The 16,570-nt window shown below is 42.4% G+C and carries 19 protein-coding genes; 11 read left to right on the top strand and 8 right to left on the bottom strand.

What is annotated here, in order from left to right; genetic code table 11:
• The first annotated feature begins 16 nt into the window (after positions 1-16).
• Both PNC201_RS19900 and PNC201_RS23325 read left to right on the top strand, forming a co-directional pair.
• A complete protein-coding gene (locus PNC201_RS19900; RefSeq protein WP_102058164.1) occupies positions 17-2,146 on the top strand; it encodes a winged helix-turn-helix domain-containing protein in 2,130 nt (709 codons plus the stop codon).
• A 13-nt stretch (positions 2,147-2,159) separates the two neighbouring features.
• The gene (locus tag PNC201_RS23325) at positions 2,160-2,321 is read left to right on the top strand and encodes a hypothetical protein (RefSeq protein WP_158299145.1); all 162 of its coding nucleotides are present in this window, start codon (positions 2,160-2,162) and stop codon (positions 2,319-2,321) included.
• A 56-nt stretch (positions 2,322-2,377) separates the two neighbouring features.
• Here the strand turns inward: PNC201_RS23325 and PNC201_RS19905 are convergent, their stop codons facing one another.
• The 3 genes from PNC201_RS19905 to PNC201_RS19915 all read right to left on the bottom strand — a co-directional run bounded on the left by PNC201_RS19905 (position 2,378) and on the right by PNC201_RS19915 (position 4,126).
• Positions 2,378-2,752 carry a PH domain-containing protein gene (locus PNC201_RS19905; RefSeq protein ID WP_010605565.1) on the bottom strand — a complete coding sequence of 125 codons (375 nt, stop codon included), beginning with the start codon at positions 2,750-2,752 and terminating at the stop codon, positions 2,378-2,380.
• 344 nt (positions 2,753-3,096) lie between these two features.
• A complete protein-coding gene (locus PNC201_RS19910) occupies positions 3,097-3,465 on the bottom strand; it encodes a nuclear transport factor 2 family protein (protein ID WP_010605566.1) in 369 nt (122 codons plus the stop codon).
• Positions 3,466-3,490: 25 nt separating this feature from the next.
• Complete coding sequence (locus PNC201_RS19915) at positions 3,491-4,126, bottom strand: glutathione S-transferase family protein (RefSeq protein ID WP_102058165.1); 636 nt, start codon at positions 4,124-4,126, stop codon at positions 3,491-3,493.
• 112 nt (positions 4,127-4,238) lie between these two features.
• On the opposite strand from PNC201_RS19915, the gene PNC201_RS19920 reads away from it, so the two are divergent.
• The 6 genes from PNC201_RS19920 (at position 4,239) to PNC201_RS19945 (ending at position 10,973) form a co-directional block, all read left to right on the top strand.
• Positions 4,239-4,598, top strand: a complete 360-nt coding sequence (locus tag PNC201_RS19920; protein WP_102058166.1) for a MerR family transcriptional regulator — start codon at positions 4,239-4,241, stop codon at positions 4,596-4,598.
• A gap of 280 nt (positions 4,599-4,878) precedes the next feature.
• A complete protein-coding gene (locus PNC201_RS19925) occupies positions 4,879-5,451 on the top strand; it encodes an NAD(P)H-dependent oxidoreductase (RefSeq protein WP_102058167.1) in 573 nt (190 codons plus the stop codon).
• Between the two features lie 102 nt (positions 5,452-5,553).
• Complete coding sequence (locus PNC201_RS19930; RefSeq protein ID WP_102058168.1) at positions 5,554-6,504, top strand: cytochrome-c peroxidase; 951 nt, start codon at positions 5,554-5,556, stop codon at positions 6,502-6,504.
• On the top strand, positions 6,501-9,662 hold the full coding sequence (locus tag PNC201_RS19935; protein ID WP_102058169.1) for an EAL domain-containing protein: 3,162 nt from the start codon (positions 6,501-6,503) through the stop codon (positions 9,660-9,662). The genes PNC201_RS19930 and PNC201_RS19935 overlap by 4 nt, the downstream gene beginning before the upstream one ends.
• 388 nt (positions 9,663-10,050) lie before the next feature.
• Complete coding sequence (gene parS / locus PNC201_RS19940; RefSeq protein ID WP_010376128.1) at positions 10,051-10,503, top strand: type II RES/Xre toxin-antitoxin system antitoxin; 453 nt, start codon at positions 10,051-10,053, stop codon at positions 10,501-10,503.
• Entirely contained in the window at positions 10,503-10,973 is a 471-nt protein-coding gene (locus PNC201_RS19945) for an RES family NAD+ phosphorylase (RefSeq protein ID WP_069021034.1), read from the top strand. Before parS ends, PNC201_RS19945 begins: the two co-directional genes overlap by 1 nt.
• A gap of 213 nt (positions 10,974-11,186) precedes the next feature.
• Here PNC201_RS19945 and PNC201_RS19950 read toward each other — a convergent pair whose 3' ends face one another.
• Positions 11,187-11,474 carry a hypothetical protein gene (locus tag PNC201_RS19950; protein ID WP_019647463.1) on the bottom strand — a complete coding sequence of 96 codons (288 nt, stop codon included), beginning with the start codon at positions 11,472-11,474 and terminating at the stop codon, positions 11,187-11,189.
• The gene (locus PNC201_RS19955; RefSeq protein ID WP_102058170.1) at positions 11,471-12,118 is read right to left on the bottom strand and encodes an HAD-IA family hydrolase; all 648 of its coding nucleotides are present in this window, start codon (positions 12,116-12,118) and stop codon (positions 11,471-11,473) included. The genes PNC201_RS19950 and PNC201_RS19955 overlap by 4 nt, the downstream gene beginning before the upstream one ends.
• 144 nt (positions 12,119-12,262) lie before the next feature.
• Here PNC201_RS19955 and PNC201_RS19960 point away from each other — a divergent pair, with 144 nt between their 5' ends.
• Positions 12,263-13,018: a DeoR/GlpR family DNA-binding transcription regulator gene (locus tag PNC201_RS19960; protein WP_010605574.1), complete on the top strand. Its 756-nt coding sequence runs from the start codon at positions 12,263-12,265 to the stop codon at positions 13,016-13,018.
• A gap of 85 nt (positions 13,019-13,103) precedes the next feature.
• On the opposite strand, the gene PNC201_RS19965 is transcribed toward PNC201_RS19960, so the two are convergent.
• Positions 13,104-13,595, bottom strand: coding sequence for a GNAT family N-acetyltransferase (locus PNC201_RS19965; protein WP_029215811.1), 492 nt, complete (start codon positions 13,593-13,595; stop codon positions 13,104-13,106).
• Between the two features lie 570 nt (positions 13,596-14,165).
• On the opposite strand from PNC201_RS19965, the gene PNC201_RS19970 reads away from it, so the two are divergent.
• Positions 14,166-14,585, top strand: coding sequence for a nuclear transport factor 2 family protein (locus PNC201_RS19970; protein ID WP_010605576.1), 420 nt, complete (start codon positions 14,166-14,168; stop codon positions 14,583-14,585).
• A 37-nt stretch (positions 14,586-14,622) separates the two neighbouring features.
• Positions 14,623-14,859, top strand: coding sequence for a helix-hairpin-helix domain-containing protein (locus PNC201_RS19975; protein ID WP_010605577.1), 237 nt, complete (start codon positions 14,623-14,625; stop codon positions 14,857-14,859).
• 62 nt (positions 14,860-14,921) lie between these two features.
• Here PNC201_RS19975 and PNC201_RS19980 read toward each other — a convergent pair whose 3' ends face one another.
• The gene (locus tag PNC201_RS19980; protein WP_102058171.1) at positions 14,922-15,431 is read right to left on the bottom strand and encodes a hypothetical protein; all 510 of its coding nucleotides are present in this window, start codon (positions 15,429-15,431) and stop codon (positions 14,922-14,924) included.
• A gap of 213 nt (positions 15,432-15,644) precedes the next feature.
• A complete protein-coding gene (locus tag PNC201_RS19985) occupies positions 15,645-16,517 on the bottom strand; it encodes a LysR family transcriptional regulator (protein WP_102058172.1) in 873 nt (290 codons plus the stop codon).
• Positions 16,518-16,570: the final 53 nt, after the last annotated feature.

Below are 16,570 nucleotides of genomic sequence, written 5' to 3' on the forward strand. Positions count from 1 at the left end.
GGCATACTGGGGATTTATGGTAGAACAATATTGGGTTGGTGATTTTTTTGTCGATTTATCACGTAACCAGATTTCACACCAAGGTGAATGTCAAACGCTTGCACCAAAGGCTCTGGCGGTGCTCACTTGCTTGGCTCAGAATCAAGGCAAAGTGATGAGTCTTGATACTTTGCTTGATACAGTATGGCCAGATACAGTGGTCTCTCCTAATACTTTGCAGCGTAGTATTGCGCAATTGAGAAAGGCGCTTGGGGATGATGGTAAGGTGCAAGCTTACATCCAAACGCATGCTAAAAAAGGGTATAGCTTAGAATGTGAAGTACGTTGGGGAGGGCAAACGAGCGAGCTGACGAATGCTGAGCCGCAACTCGAGGTGACGCCAGTTCTTGAACCTGAAGTGCAACAAGATAAACACCTCACTCAAAGTCGGAATAAACACCTTTATGTGTTTGTTTTACTCGCCTTCACTATTTTGCTTGGGGCTATTGGCTATCAATATTTTTCCACCAAAAAACCTTCACCACTGTTCTTTGATACTTTGCGCTCATTGACCGCAACTGACGACAAAGAATTTGATGCAAGCTATTCCCCAGATGGTCAGTACATTGTTTTTCACCGCTATTTAGATAAGTTTTGCGATAATAAGATATGGGCTAAAAAGGCGGATACCCAACAAGAGATCCTGCTCACAGAGCGCTTTGGAGCATACGGCAGGCATAGTTTCTCAAAAGATGGTGAGCAGTTGCTGTTTTTGGCCACCGACGCTTGTAGTGGCGAACCAGTTACACAAAAGCGCTGCTACGACCTTGTAACTCTCGATTTTACTAAGGCATTGGAAAGCCCTCAGCAGCCAAAAGTTATTCTCCAGTGTAAAAACTCGGTGGTTGATAAGCCTATCTGGCTGAATGATGGCAATGTGGTATTGAAGCAAAAACAAGGCGAGCGCTGGAAGCTGATTAATTACTCCATTGACGACGACAGCGGTGTCGATCTTTATATCGTAGAAGAGGGGACGTTGATTGATTACGCCTACTCTCCTCAAGATGATTTAATCGCGGTCAGTAGTATTCATGCCGATGGCCTACATTATATCGATATGCTAAAACCTGACGGTGAGTTGCTCTCTAGTCATCAGATCCAGCGGCCGCCGGAAATTACTAAATTTCACGATATCTACCCAAGTTTTGACCCACTCAACCAGCAATTGATTTTTAGTACCGGACGTCAGCTATTTAGTCTGACTTATGACGGGCTTGTGAGTAAAATTCAATTGCCGTTTTCGGATCGAATGAGGCAGCCTGAATTTCGCCCTGATGGCAAAAGTGTACTTATGATCAAAGGACCTTACGACGGTGATATCGTAAAATTACCACTGACACAGTTAGCACAAGGCGCTCAAACATACACCAGCTTTGCACGAACCAACCTTGGTGAAGATCAGGCTGTTTTTCAGCCTGATGGAGACTTAGTGGCATTTTGGTCGGAACGCTCAGGTACTGAACAGGTGTGGCTAAGCGATGGTAATAACACGCGACAACTGACTAACTTCCCGTTAGATACTTTTATTCGTGGGATCCACTGGGCTGAGGATGGCCAAAGCATATTGGTCAGTGCCAGTGGTGTACTGACACAAATTGCTTTAGATGGCAGCTTGGCATCTTACCCGCACGCCTACCCTGTTTTACGCTTATATCAATGGAAAAGTGCAACACAACGTGCACTAACACAGATTCGGGTAAAGGGAGAAATGAAGTTAGCTGCTTATGATTTTGCTCAACAATCGTTTCAAATATTGACGCAGCAACCTGTGCTGTGGGCACTTGAAAGTGAACACGGTAAAGTTGTGTATAAGGATAGACTTGATCAGTTTTGGCAAATAGGCGCTGTTGAACCTCAGCGGATCAGTGCACTAAACAATCAAGGCGGCAGAGGAAAATCTTTTGTAATGCGCGGCAATGGGATATATGGCGTCAATGAAGACAATCAACTTTGGTCCTATGATTTAGACAAAACGTCGTTTACCATACTCGGCGAAGTGCCTACCAGTGTCGACTATCTCACCGACATTAACGACAACGATGTGCTTTTGATAAATCGAATATCGGCCAAGAAAGAAGTGGTAGAGCTTACGGTTGCGAATCAATAACTGGAGTATCAAAATGAGCAAATTAGCTCTTGGTTTTCTGCTAAACCTCAGTATTTGGCATATTGCATCTCAGTTTGTAGCTGATCCCTTTGTCTCTAACTTTTGGAATCAAGTATTTGTTTCCTTGCTCTTTTCTGCGGTTTTTTGCCTGCGTGCAGAGCGAAAACCAACTTAATTTACTTACTGAAAAGAAAGGCACAACATGCATGTGCCTTTTTACAGCAAGCGCGGCTATAAACAATATTGTGAAATGATCTGATATACTTGGTTGATATTGTCGCCCGCTTTAAATTCTTTACTAATTGGCGTTGGGTCTGAGCCAATCCAGATTTTTAATTCCGCATCAAGGTCGAAGTGACCCGCAGATTCTTTGCTGTATTTTGTGATTTTGCTATACGGAATGCTGAGCATTTCTACTTTGCTGCCCGTCATGCCTTGCTTGTCGATTAAAATTAGACGCTTGTTGGTAAAAATAAACAAGTCGCGGATCACCTTGTAAGCTTGTGCAACTTCTTCTCCAGCAATTAATGTATCTGCTAATAACTTATCTACTTCGCTACTGTCTACTTCGCTTGCATTACCGAGCAGACCACTTAATAGTCCCATTGTTGTTCTCCGTTTTATTTCAATTCGTCCTAGGCTGATCTCAAGATAGTGCTTAGGTCGAAATGAATTAATGATGAAAGTGCAAAACCAGCATAGAAAAGCGCGCTGATTTTGCCAAATTAAAAACCTGAGTTTGGATAATTAATGCCTTTCTAGCAGCCAGTTTTAGTGCTAACTGTGTTGAATTCACTTCCAATAGCCTGCTATTAGTGCGTAAATTCGCCTAGTTATCCCTAAAACTCTCTGGCTAGATAAGAAAGTTATTTAAGGTGAGTTTAAAACAATGAATTAGCTCATTCCTTATCCAAACCTCAGGTTAAATAACCTGAGTTTGGAGTAAGGAGTTAGCTTATATCTCTTATTAAACAAATTTTGCCATCGCGGAACGCAAACTCTGAGCGGCCTTGCAAGGAGATGCTTTGTCCTGCTTTCATGCCATTGGCTAAGTCTTGGGCTAATTTAGCTTTGTAGGTCACATGAACAATAAACAGATCATTGTCTTGCGTGGCGGCGGTTAAAGATTGATTGCGTTCTGAAAATAACTTAGCAGACTGATTTGCTAATTCTGCAAATTCCATTTTACTGGTTGTACGCGTTGTAATTTCACCATTGGCAAGATTCTCAAACACGACATCATCCGTGAGCTGAGCTAGCATTCCCGGAATATCAAAATGATTGTAGGCAGAGATATAGTTTTTCACTAAGGTTTCCATTTTTTCCTCCTTGGTGTAATGGATGCTAATAAAAATTTAGATCGGTTTGTTCAATTTCGCACACTCTTTTTACCACTTTTTGCTGTGCCATCATTCGCATAAATCGGCCCAAATGTGCATAGTCTTTTGGCGCAGTATTAAACCCACTTGCCCAATGGGCCAGCATAAATAAATAATAATCACAAAGCGTGAGATGTTCACCAACTAAGTAGGTGTTTGTTGCTAACTGCTTGTCGATAAGTGCAAACATGTCGCTGACTCGTTGCTCAGCGGCTTGAGACATGGTCTTGCTGCTCTCTGGTGACAGCTGATATTTTTCAGGATAGAAATACAACATGAGTTCTGGCTGAACCGTCGTGGTTAAATAAAAAAGCCACTGATAAAACGTGGCTCTCTGTGGGGTTGCTGGCGCTGGGATAAGTTTTCCTTCAGGGTGCTTTTCGCATAAATGCAAACAAATTGCTGCACTCTCGAAGATGATTTGGTCACCGTCGACCAATGTCGGGATCCGTCCTGTAGGATTGAGTTCTAAATAGGTCGCAGACTTTTGTTGTTGCGTTTTTCTATCGACCAAGAGCAGTTCTTTTTCTAGTTGTAGGTGCTCAAGTACGAGATGTGGTGCCCAACTGGCATTACGAGGGTAGTAAAACAACTGATACATCTTTTGCTATTCCTTGACGATACTTTTTGTTAGCGTGCAGTTGGTATTAGATGGTTGCAACTTTTATGGAGGCTGTAAACCGTTATTTTGCTTTTAGCTGGGAGAATCAAAAATGTATATTGGCAAGCTGTCGAAGCAAACTGGGCTGTCAGTCAAGGCCATTCGCTTTTATGAAGAGAAAGGGCTTATTCCTACCCCGGAGCGTGTTGGTAAATATCGCGTCTATTCGCAGGTGGATGTCGATCTGCTGTTATTAATAAAAGAAGCAAAATCGCTCGGTGTGTCGATTAAGCAATTACAGCAAGTGATTGAAATTAAAGGGCGGCAAGTCAACTGGGTCGAAATCAACACATTTTTAGTCGAACTCAAAGCATCCTGCATAGAGCAAGTTGCGCAGCTTCAGCAAAAAATACAACGTATTGAACATTGCATCGCATCACTTGATGAATGTCCACAGATAAAACTATCCTAACCTGAGGTTTGGATAAGGAATGTTCCAACTCATTGTTGCTAAAGCACAACTTAGTTTTTTCCTTGTCTAGCCAGCAAGATTTAGGGAAAACAAGGCGAATTTACGCACCAATAGCTGGCTATTGGAAGTGAATTCAACGCAGTTAGCGCTAAAACTGGCTGCTAGAAAGGCATTAATTATCCGCAGCTCAGGTTATCCTAGTCTTAGGTAGAGTAACTTGACTCTCCCGTTAAGGGGAGACAGTACACTCGTTTCTCAGTCATGTGATAAGGAAACGACGATGAAAAAAATACTGCTACTAAACGGTAACCCCAAAACCAAAGGCCTGTGCCACGCTATCACCACAAGTTATGAGCAAGCTGCAAGCACCCAACATCAAGTACGCAGAATGGATCTTAGTGAGATGCACTTTGAAATCAATTTGATGTATGGTTATGAAGCGAGCCAACCATTAGAGCCATGCCTTAAGCAATTCCAAGAGAACTTACTGTGGGCGCAGCACATTGTGATAGTAAGCCCAATTTGGTGGTTGGCGTTACCAGCCAAGCTCAAAGGGCTGATAGATAGAGCATTACTTCCAGGCTTTGCTTTTAAATACAGTGAGGCCGGCACTGAAATTGAAAAGCTTCTACCGCATAAAACCGCAAGAGTCATTCTCACCTCAGACACGCCGCAAACTTATTTGCAAGAAGTTGCCGCTGGGCTTATGGCTCAGCTAGAACATGGGACACTAGGATTTTGTGGTATAGAGCCAACTCAACATACGCTATTTGGCCCTGTGCACTTAGCAACGCCTGAGGTAATTGATAACTGGCTGAGTGAAGTGACAAGTCTAGCCGTGCGGGGTGAGTGAATAAAAACACATAACTTCTATTGCTAAGCTTATTTTAAATCAAAATTTGCAATGCCGAATGTTGCTATCTTTTACACCAAGATGGCAACTTGGGCGGAGTGTATGCGAATTTGGAGTTTATTACTTTTTGCGTTTCCATTATTGGGAGCTGCAAATGAGCCAATTCTGCCACTTGAGCCTGCAATAGGGCTTGATGCCGATAAAGTCAGCTTGGGCAGATCACTTTTTTTTGATAAGCGGCTTTCCCGAGGAAACCAAGTCAGCTGTGCGTCATGTCACCAATTACCCAGTCATGGCGCGGATGTAAAGCCCCTTTCCAGTGGCGTTAATGGCGCACTCGGTGAGCTAAAAACTCCAACTGTTTACAATGCGGCTTTAAATATTCGTCAAGCGTGGGATGGCCGTGCGCAATCGCTTTATGATCAAATCGACTCACCCATCTTAAACCCAAAAGAGCATGATATGACTTGGCCAGAAGTCGTTGCCAAGTTAAATCAAGATAAAACGCTGGTCGCGCAATTTACTAAAGTGTACTCGCAGGGCGTAACGAAACACACGGTAAAAGACGCAATAGCGACTTTTGAAGGGTCGTTAATCACGCTTAATGCACCGTTTGATTTATGGCTTAAGGATAACAGCATAGGATTACCTAAGTCGGCTATTGCCGGTTATGAGTTATTTAAACGGTATGGTTGCATTAGCTGTCATCAAGGGCGCAATGTTGGTGGCAATATGTTTGCCAAAATGGGCACCTTTGGTGATTATTTTGGCGATAGAAATACACCAATTCAAAAAGCGGATTATGGCCGTTTGAACGTCACTGGCAATGAGCAAGATCGCTTTGTGTTCAAAGTACCGAGCTTGCGACTTGCTAGCAAACAAGCATACTTTTTTCACGATGCTAGTCATAGCAGCCTAGAAGCCGCCGTTGCGACCATGGCCAAATACCAACTTGGTCGTAATATCTCAGACTCAGATATAAACAAGCTAGTTGCCTTTATTGACAGCCTAGCAGGACATCACCACGAAATGGATTTGGAAAACCACGAATGAAGAATAAGGCCTTCATTGGTGTGCAAGCGTTACTGCTGTGCGCGCCAATTGCGCTGTTTGCGTATTTTTACTCGCAACAAGAGCTCAGCAGTCAAACACACCAAGCACGAGTTACCCTGCTCTTTGAAGCCAAGAGTATTGATGCCAAACTGGATGCCGCGGTGTTACAAATGCTTAGTGCACAGCTCAATCAATATGATGAGTTAGCGCGATTAGCACATGCAATCGACGCTTTGAATACACCACAGCGAGATGCATTATTTGCAGAAGCCACGCCCGATATTCGACAGCAATTTGATGCCTATCGTCAGCTACTCAGCAATAAAGTATTGCAAGTCGAATCCATTAAAACAGCGGCAGCAAATATTAAAAACAGCCTGCTTTATCTCCCCGAGTTGCTAATCGAGCTGGAGCAGAGTGAGCCCGAACTGGCAACCCACGCCAATAGAATGCTTGCTAATTTAATGTTGGGTCAGCTCTATGAATTTGTCGCAGAGCCTTTAATGACCATCAACTCTGAAAGTGGCTTAGAGCAGCTTATCTATCAGCATTTTAACGTCGCGCTTGCTAACAGTGCAGAATTAAAAAAGGCAAAACAACGCTTTTTGTCTTTGCCGAGTGATCAAGCTTTTTCAGCCCTTTACGCGGCATATAGCCAGCATCACAGTGAAACCATAGAAAAAACCAAGCATCAAAGTGAATTGCTTTTACTGCTGACCATTGTGCTATTTTTGCTCTTGATTGTGTTTGCAAATCGGCTTTATGTGGCCAAAAATAAAATTCTGAGCACCAGCCAAACTTTGTCTGATGCTGTTGCGCGTTTAACCGAAGGCTTTGCTCTTTTTAGTCGCAGTGGCAATTTGCTGCTCTGTAACAGTGCTTGGCGTAATCATTTTGCAATTGCCGATAGCGAAAAAATGCCACGCAAGTTAGAAGAGTGGCAGCAGCAGTTTGGAGAAATTTTTAACTCCGACGCCAATTTGCATCAAACCGAATCTGGCGCTTGGTTACAGGTAAAACAAACGAATACACACAACAATGGCCAAGTGTTTGTGAGTGTTAATGTTTCCCTTTTTAAACAAGCGGAAGAAGAGCTTCGCAAGTGGGGCCATGCCATTGAGCAAAGCCCCTCTTCTATTGTGATCACCGATCCTCGTGCTCGCATTGAATACGTTAACCCTAAGTTTGAACAAGTTACTGGGTATTCACTTGAGGATGTGAAAGGACAAACACCCAAAGTACTAGGCTCCAAACAAGGATTTACCGACTACAAAACGCTGTGGCAAACCATCAAACAAGGCAAAGTCTGGCGTGGTGAGTTTTACAATCGCCGTAAGTCTGGAGATTACTATTGGGAGTACGCGTCTATTTCCCCGATTAAAAACCAGCAAGGGGAAATCATTAACTTTATTGCGATCAAAGAAGATATCACTGCACAAAAAAGCGCAAGTGCACAGCTTAAAACCGCAGCGGCGGTATTTAATGCAACGCAAGAAGGGATCATGACCACCAACGCAAAACTTGAGATCACCGCGGTCAATCCAGCTTTCACCAAAATTACTGGATACGAAGAACATGAAGTGCTTGGTCAACGACCTAATATTTTAAGTTCAGGTAAGCATGACAAACATTTTTATGAGCAGATGTGGAGCACCCTCAACTCGCACGGACAGTGGGCAAGTGAGATCTGGAACAAGCGTAAAGACGGTACTTTATATCCAGAGTGGCTAGCAATCAGTGTCGTGCATGATGACAAAGGGCTTGTGCAGCAATACGTTGCCATATTGTCTGATATGACCGAGCGCAAAGCGCAAGAAGAGCAGATTGAATATCAAGCCTATTACGATGTGTTGACCGGACTGCCGAATAGAACGTTATTACTTGAGCGCATTGAGCAAGATATTAAACGCATGAGCCGTACTCACCATCAAAGTGCAGTGTTATTTATTGATTTAGATAGGTTTAAGCGTGTCAATGACACCATGGGTCACGAGGCCGGAGATGCCTTACTTATCTCCGTAGCTAAGCGCTTAAACGGCCTGCTGCGTAAAAGCGATACCTTGAGCCGCTTTGGGGGAGATGAATTTGTATTGTTATTGAGCCAAATTGCGCATCCGGATCATGCTGCTCAAGTAGCCGATAAAATTGTCAAAGCACTGAGTGAACCATTTGTGATCAACGGCTTTGAGGTATTTACCGGGGCAAGCATCGGGATCGCGATTTTACCAAGTGATGCAAAAGATCAAAAAGAGTTATTACGACTTGCCGATTTAGCCATGTATAAAGCAAAAGAAGCGGGGCGCAATCAGTATCACTTTTTTGCGCAAGAAATGCAGCAACAGGTGAATCGGCGAGTTGAGCTGGAGCAGCTGCTCCGAGCTGCGCTTGAACATCAGCGCTTAACCGTACATTACCAACCTATTGTCGATACGGTGTCGGGTAAATTATATGGTGTCGAGGCGCTCATGCGTTGGCCAACTGATTTCGGCCAGTATATTTCCCCTGCTGAATTTATTCCAGTCGCTGAAGAAAGCGGCCTAATTGCTCCTCTAGGTGAGTGGTTACTTGCTAAGGCATGTAATGATATTCGCAGATTAAATAAAGCGCTTGGTATGAATTGTTATTTGACGGTAAATGTCTCGAGTCAGCAATATCGACTTGGCTTTAACGCCACTACCATTAAACAAATCATACAGCAATCAGGCTTTCTTCCAGAAAATCTAACGCTTGAAATCACAGAAAGCATCTTACTTGAAGATGATAAAGCCGTAACTGCTTGGCTGCAAAGCCTACGGGCAACGGGGGTCAACTTAGCAATTGACGATTTTGGTACTGGCTACTCTTCGCTTAGCTATCTTAAACGCTTCCCCATCAATATATTAAAGATCGACCGAGGTTTTATTCAAGATATAGATCAAAACCAAGATGCGGCCGTTTTGGTCAACGCGATTTTGTCGATGGCGGAGAGTTTATCGCTCAAAGTGATAGCCGAAGGCGTGGAGCAACAAGGACAACTAGATTGCTTAAAAGACCTTGGTTGTCAGTATGTACAAGGGTACTTTTATGCCAAACCAATGGCGATTGAGGGATTAATTGATTGGGTTGAGCAATTTGCCATTGTATCGGAGCGAGCATCTCCTAAGTTGTGGTTGGATTGAAGTGTGTGGCTTGGGTTGTATTTGGTGAGGGTTCGTGGTGTCTGATCTTAAATGCTAGCTTTTGCTCAGTTATTACAGACACATCATTCAGGACTTTTCTCCTTATATCGGAAGTCTAGCAATAAATAATCTACCTCTGTTTTATTTATCCACTTCTCGTCCATTCTTTTGAACCTACATAGAGAATGAAGCAAACAACGTCGCCTATGCCTATTTTTAACTCATAGCAATTATGCTCTTTGCTCGCACCATATAAGCTATCAGTACGATATCTCATACATCACTTTGGATTACTTAATACAGTTCGGTGTAATTTATCGTTTGCATATGCAGCTCATTTGAGCCAATATTATTAGGTCATATGAGCCGAAAAAATGAGAGAGGTAGGATGGCTACAGCCCAATTAAAAAGCTTCAAGCCCAAGCGTAGTAGCAAAACAAACTTTTGGATTAGTCTTGGAATTGAAGACGCAAATATAGCGCGGACAGAAGCGGTACATCAGGGGTTCAAGCCAAAGGTGTATCGCAATATTATAGAAATGACAAAGCTTTCTCAAAATGAATTTCACACCGTAACTCATATACCTGTTAGCACAATCAAGCGCCGACTTAAAAATGAAGAACGCTTTAGCACCCAAGAAAGCGACGCGATTTATAGGTTGGCTATGTTAATCAAGTTAGCTACCGAGTTATTCAATGATGAGAAAAGAGCATTAGAATGGATTCGTGAAAATGTCTATGGATTGAGTGGCAAGAGACCGCTCGATATGGTGTCAACTACGGTGGACTTTGAGATTGTAAAGGACCTTATAGGAAGAATTAAACACGGGGTTTTCTCATAATGAAGCTTTACCGTTTAACTCAAAAAAAGTTTGCGGACACGCCTTTTAGTCCCGAAGGTGCGAAGCTATATGGCGGTAGATGGAACTCTAAGGGAACAGAAGCTTTGTATTTCGCTGAATCAGAGTCGCTGTGCTCTCTAGAAGTATTTGTGCATGTAAATAATGATCCAAAGATAGTAGATCAATACGATCTTTACTGTATAGAGGTGCCTGATGAACTTATTGTAAAGCTTGACGAAGAGGATTTACCTAAAACTTGGAGAAGCATTCCTGCAGGTGAAGAAACACAGGAAATTGGTGATGAGTTTCTAAATGCAGTAAAGCCTCAATACGCTGCCCTACAGGTTCCATCAACCATTTCACCAAGAGATAAAAACTATGTTGTTAACCCGAATCACCCTGCAATGAAAGCAAGTTTTAAAAACCATGAGAAACTTGAGTTTGGGTTTGATCCTCGAATTTTTAAATAGTCACGTAAAACTTGCCAAAAGAATAGTTTAGTCAATACAAGTATTAATAAGCTAGCTTTGTGAGGTAATAAGGTAATCTAGCCCTCAGTCGCTGATATCAAAATGTATCCTATATTTCTTATTCACCATTTTTAAACATTTTATCGGTGATTTCTTGGGTAGGCACTCACCCCCCCCCTTTTTTATTGAAAGGCTCTCTCCTTTGCCAACTACTCAACGCAAAATTGCAGTTAGTAAAATTAAGATCTGTAAAAGTAGGCAAAGTACATTGGTAACAATGATTGCCATTCGCTGAAATCTCAGCCCATACATCAGCCAAAAACTAAACACCAACACATACCCGATTAAAAACGTAAAGGACAAGTTGGTTGGGCCTTGGCGCTCAAGTTCGCTGAGTAGCTGGCCGAATAATGCGATAAAACCGATACCGCCGAAGAATACACCGGCGAAATCCCAGTAGGTATCTTTCGTTTGATAAAAGCCTGTCAGCCATGTTTTCATTCGCTTACTTCCTCTGATAAGTAGATATCCTGATAGTGATTGATACGGGCAACAATATGGTCGTGGTGAATTGTGCAAAAACGGTTAACCACGACTACGTCACAGCCTGCGCTAAGTGCGGATCTTACCCCTTGATCTGAGTCTTCAAATGCAAGACATTTAGAGGCTGCCACTCCCAATCGTTTGGCCGCCAATAAAAATGGCTCAGGGTGAGGCTTACCTTGCCCAACATCATCTGCGGTAATTAATATTTTAGGAATAGGTAAACCTGCTGTGGTGAGTAGTGCAATTGCATTGTGGCGATTTGCAGAAGTTGCAATGGCCCATTTGCGTTGCTGTGCTTTTATTTCGCTTAAAAACGATTTAGCTCCAGGAATGGCTGCTACGGTATAGGCAAGGTTGGCTTCAGCTTGTTCCAACAGCTCGACTTCATGCTGGCTATCTAAATGCGGAGTAAATTGTTCTATAAAGTCTTTGAAACGTGTACCTCGGCCCGTTGTTAATACCATTTCCAAATTGACATGATGTTTCTCACACCAAGGCGCGACGGCCTGTCGTACTGCAACTTCAGAATCAACAAGTGTGCCATCCATATCGAATATCAATCCCTGATAATGGTTCAGGTTGAGTGAATTAAGTGCCATTTTTACTCCTTATGATAATGTTTCATGCATAAACAGGCGTTTGTTGATATTAAATCGGCTTTACCGTGCATATGTGTGCAAATAATACGCTTGTATCTCGATCTTTTTCAAGTAAAATTACGCAAAAACATGCAGGAACATGCAATGCTATTGGCAGAACGTCATCAATTCATTCTCGATCAGCTTAATTTACAAGGGCGGATCACCTCAGTGTCCTTGGCGCAAACGCTTGATGTGAGCGAAGACACAATCCGTCGGGATTTAAACAAACTGGCTGAGCTTAAGCTCCTGCGGCGTGTTCATGGTGGCGCTTTAGCGCTGCAGGATAATACTCCTGACTATATCGAGCGTTTAGATAAACCCGATACCAGTAAAATTCGTTATATTGAACCTGCCTTAGCGATGCTCGTGCCTGGACAAACGATAGTGATTGATTCTGGCGAGACGTGCCGTTATTTAGCACAACACTTACCTAAAAATATGCCGTTGACTGTGGTTACGGGTTGTCCACTGATCGCCAAAGAGTTGGCCTATCATTCGCTGGTGGATGTGATTGTATTAGGCGGTCCTATGTTTAAACCAGCAATGCGGGTGGTAGGCATGACGGCGATCGAAATGGTGAAACGGATCCGTTTTGATATTGTTTTTATGGGGATTTGCTCGTTCCATATTCACCACGGTTTTAGCGCGAGCTATATAGAAGAAGCGGAGATCCTTTCTGCTACTATTCGTCAGAGCGACCACACTGTGATTATGGGACCGAGTCATAAACTAGATAAAGTCGCTACTTATCAGATTGTTACAGCCAACGAAATTGACACAATTATTACCGATGAAGAAATCAATCCAAGCTTAAAAAAGCAGATTGAGTCGCTAGAGATAGCGCTTACTTTGGTCTAGGTTAGTTGCATTAGGTTAACAAGTTTATATCGGCTACTTAGCAGCTAGGGTAGCCGACTTACGGTCGAGCTAAACAGCTACATATCTAAGGTTTTAATAAGGTAAAAATATGATTGTTATAGAAACGTTCATTTTTGAATATGGCGCGTTTTAACACCGCTTCTTGCTCAAAACCTGACTTCTCTAGTAGCTTCATTGATGCATGATTGTCGTCAAATACAGCGGCAAAGATCCGTTCAATATTGGTCTCGTTAAATACCTCTGACGTAATGTGTAAAATGGCTTTATGAGTAATTCCTTTACGCCAATGGCTTTTTGCGAGCCAATAGCCTATTTCACCAGAACGCTCATATTCAAACCCGCCAGGGTTAACACCTATACAGCCGATAAGCTGCTGACCATCGCAAATCGCCCGAACATAGCCTTGTTTACTGCCTTCATTTACCCACCACATGGCATCTTGCTCGGTGTAAGGTTGCGGAATTTTTGTTGATAAATACCGAACGACATCGGGATCGTTCAAAATCACGACCATATTGTCAACATCATTGGCTTGGAACGGTCTTAGTTTGAACATTGAGCTCTCTTTCAATAAATTTAAACGTAAATTCATCAATAAGTTACCATTCCCTTTCGAGGTATACAATGCGTGCTTTGTGTAGAGAAAAGTAAGCTGAGGTTGATTGTCGTCATCGGACTTTATTTTGCGTATTTTGATTGCATTAAATAACGTTAATTATTTTATAGACGAGGAATGCACAATACTAACTTCAAGCCTTGCACCGCAAATTCTTCAACTGAGATTACCTAACCTGAACTCGGGATAAGAAGTTAGTTAACCTGAGCTGCGGATAATTAATGCCTTTCTAGCAGCCAGTTTTAGCGCTAACTGCGTTGAATTCACTTCCAATAGCCAGCTATTGGTGCGTAAATTCGCCTTGTTTTCCCTAAAACTCTCTGGCTAGATAAGGAGAAAACTAAGTTGTGCTTTAGCAACAATGAGTTGGAACATTCCTTATCCAAACCTCAGGTTAGTTAAGTTACTAAAATATCTAAGTTCAGCTTACCTATATTGTTTTTATTTTGTTTGCCCTAATAAAGAGAGTGAGATTACAAATTAATTGCAAAGGATTAGGAAGAAAAAACGATGGATAAAAATACCTTAATTGAATTGGTGACTGAGTACTTTAAAAAGATTGATGTTGGAGATTCAAGCTATTTAGACCTATTTCATGATGAAGTGACTTTCTTTTTTCCAAAGTTTGGTGACGCTGTTGGTAAGCAAGCATTACTTGAGTTTGGCGATAAAATTGGCAGCTCACTCAACAGCATTTGGCACGATATTGCGCATTTTAATTTCATTGTGTCTGGAAAAACAGTTGTTGTTGAAGGGCGCGAAGGCGGTGTGATGCGTGATGGTACGCACTGGCCTGATAATCAAATTTCATCTGGCCGTTTTTGTAGTGTGTTCGAATTCTCTGATAACTTGATCACAAGAATGCATATTTACGTTGATCCAGACTTCTCAAGCCAAGATAGTGATAGGATTTCAATATTATCGCGCTAATGTTGACTGTTTTGATAAAGAAAAGGATAGCTGATCTATGGTTTTCTCTGAAAGTGAAAAGAACACCTTACTGGCCCTCAAAGGAGTCGGCCCTACGGTAATAAAGCGTTTTGAAGAAATCGGTATTTGCAGTTTGAGTGAACTTGCGACTTATGAAGTTGAAGAAATAGCTGAGCGGGTCGCTTCTATGTTGCAAACAACTTGTTGGAAAAACAGCCCGCAGGCAAAAGCTGCCATTCAAGCTGCAATCACGAAAGCACGTAAGATGAACTAGCGTGTAAAGCCCCTTTACGGGGCTTATTCAAAGTAGTCTGGAAAACATATTATCTAGGCTTACTAAGCAACAGCTTCTACAAAGTTGAGGTCGAAACGTCCGTCCGGATCTTCTACTTTGATAAGCTCGTTAAGCGGTTTGTTTTTTAATGCCTTATTTTCAGCAAAGATGTCTAACAATAGTGGTTTTACTGCGTTTCCGCATAGCGCCTTGGCGAGTGCTTCATGAGAAAGCTTGAACAACAGGTCCATATTCTCGTCCTCGTCTTCAACGAGTTCTATATCTTCCCAGCTCTCGAAAATGTCTCTCAGTTTACTGACTTCTGCGCAGTCATCTTCAAAGTCAGATAAGATGATAAACTCGTCTGAGGCAACGTTTTTATGTTGTTCAAAACGGCTTTCTGGCAGGCTATAGATATTCCAATTTACATCGTAATGCCAAAACTCAACAGATAACGACATATGAGAATAAGCGCTTTGATTTACATAAAATTTTAGTTCGTTGATGCGCCTTTTAATAAGTGTAATTAAAACGTTTTCGTAAGCTTCAATAAGCGTATTTTTATCAAACATAATGTATCCTAACTGCGGTCTTAAATGCTAAGACCACGTGCTCCTATATTTGTTCTCAGTATTAATTCCACTCTACTATGTAAATGTGAACTTTTGTTACTGGCGTTTGCTAAAAGGTAATTTATCCAAAACAGGTTAATTTAACCACCAGTGTAGAAAAAATGCCAGTCTCTGCCGAGCCAATATGGCTTTAAATTGACAGTGTACGTTTAGTCAAAATAAGCTTGCTGTTTCGTTGTATAGCCATCGCACGATAGGCCCTTTGCTTTGATCTCTGCGTTGCACGATACCCATTTCGACGACCAGCGGGTTAGGAATATGTTCGGTTGATAGCTCGACCAGTTCGTTCATGTACCATGGCGTGTTGACAACATGTTCAGGTACTAATGCCCAACCAACCCCTCTAATGGCTAAACCCATGATGTAATAGTAACTGTCAATGTGCCAGTGGCTTGTAGATATGGCTTGTGACTGAGTATTACCAATGCGGTCACGTATAACGAGCTGCCGATGTTGGTTTAGCTCCTCAATGCTTGGAGCAGAATGTTGTGCAAGCGGGTGGTGAGGGGAGCAGATCAAGATTTGTTTAAAGCTGCTAATTGAGGTGAAATCCAGCGATTCTGGCAATGGTTTTTGGTGAAATAAAATGCCTATTTCTGCCCTTTTTGCGCTCACCCATTGTGCAATGTCGTCTTGGGAACCATTAATAATGGCTAATTTTAATAGCGGAAATTGCTGAGCTAATCGTTCAAACAATGATTCAAATGCGATGATGGGCACTGCTTCATCCATGGCAACAGTGAGAGACACCTCTTCGCCACTATTAAGAGAATTGGCTCTTGATTGCAGGCGCTGACACTGCATGAGCACCGCTTCAGCTTCTTTAAACAGATCGAGACCAGCTTGATTTAACACTGGCAGTCTGGCGGAGCGGTCAAAAAGTGCAAAACCTAGATCGGCTTCCAAATTGGCAATTGCGGTGCTGACTCGAGATTGTGCCTTCCCCAAGTGTCTTGCTGCAGCTGAAAATGACCCCAACCTGACGGCGGTAACAAAGGCTTCAAGTTGATCGAGTGTCCAATGCATAATGATTAACCTATCCGAATTTCGGATGGATACTAACTTTGACCAATCTCAAT

Source organism: Pseudoalteromonas sp. NC201 (genome assembly GCF_002850255.1).
In the GTDB taxonomy this organism is placed as follows: domain Bacteria; phylum Pseudomonadota; class Gammaproteobacteria; order Enterobacterales; family Alteromonadaceae; genus Pseudoalteromonas.

Bases quoted from the DNA above. Each gene is read 5' to 3' on its own strand.
- PNC201_RS19985 (WP_102058172.1), bottom strand. From the start codon at position 16,517: ATGCATTGGACACTCGATCAACTTGAAGCCTTTGTTACCGCCGTCAGG.
- PNC201_RS19910 (WP_010605566.1), bottom strand. From the start codon at position 3,465: ATGGAAACCTTAGTGAAAAACTATATCTCTGCCTACAATCATTTTGAT.
- PNC201_RS19965 (WP_029215811.1), bottom strand. From the start codon at position 13,595: ATGTTCAAACTAAGACCGTTCCAAGCCAATGATGTTGACAATATGGTC.
- PNC201_RS19915 (WP_102058165.1), bottom strand. From the start codon at position 4,126: ATGTATCAGTTGTTTTACTACCCTCGTAATGCCAGTTGGGCACCACAT.
- PNC201_RS19960 (WP_010605574.1), top strand. From the start codon at position 12,263: ATGCTATTGGCAGAACGTCATCAATTCATTCTCGATCAGCTTAATTTA.
- PNC201_RS19920 (WP_102058166.1), top strand. From the start codon at position 4,239: ATGTATATTGGCAAGCTGTCGAAGCAAACTGGGCTGTCAGTCAAGGCC.
- PNC201_RS19950 (WP_019647463.1), bottom strand. From the start codon at position 11,474: ATGAAAACATGGCTGACAGGCTTTTATCAAACGAAAGATACCTACTGG.
- PNC201_RS19930 (WP_102058168.1), top strand. From the start codon at position 5,554: ATGCGAATTTGGAGTTTATTACTTTTTGCGTTTCCATTATTGGGAGCT.
- parS (WP_010376128.1), top strand. From the start codon at position 10,051: ATGGCTACAGCCCAATTAAAAAGCTTCAAGCCCAAGCGTAGTAGCAAA.
- PNC201_RS19970 (WP_010605576.1), top strand. From the start codon at position 14,166: ATGGATAAAAATACCTTAATTGAATTGGTGACTGAGTACTTTAAAAAG.
- PNC201_RS19900 (WP_102058164.1), top strand. From the start codon at position 17: ATGGTAGAACAATATTGGGTTGGTGATTTTTTTGTCGATTTATCACGT.
- PNC201_RS19945 (WP_069021034.1), top strand. From the start codon at position 10,503: ATGAAGCTTTACCGTTTAACTCAAAAAAAGTTTGCGGACACGCCTTTT.
- PNC201_RS19905 (WP_010605565.1), bottom strand. From the start codon at position 2,752: ATGGGACTATTAAGTGGTCTGCTCGGTAATGCAAGCGAAGTAGACAGT.
- PNC201_RS23325 (WP_158299145.1), top strand. From the start codon at position 2,160: ATGAGCAAATTAGCTCTTGGTTTTCTGCTAAACCTCAGTATTTGGCAT.
- PNC201_RS19975 (WP_010605577.1), top strand. From the start codon at position 14,623: ATGGTTTTCTCTGAAAGTGAAAAGAACACCTTACTGGCCCTCAAAGGA.
- PNC201_RS19925 (WP_102058167.1), top strand. From the start codon at position 4,879: ATGAAAAAAATACTGCTACTAAACGGTAACCCCAAAACCAAAGGCCTG.
- PNC201_RS19935 (WP_102058169.1), top strand. From the start codon at position 6,501: ATGAAGAATAAGGCCTTCATTGGTGTGCAAGCGTTACTGCTGTGCGCG.
- PNC201_RS19955 (WP_102058170.1), bottom strand. From the start codon at position 12,118: ATGGCACTTAATTCACTCAACCTGAACCATTATCAGGGATTGATATTC.
- PNC201_RS19980 (WP_102058171.1), bottom strand. From the start codon at position 15,431: ATGTTTGATAAAAATACGCTTATTGAAGCTTACGAAAACGTTTTAATT.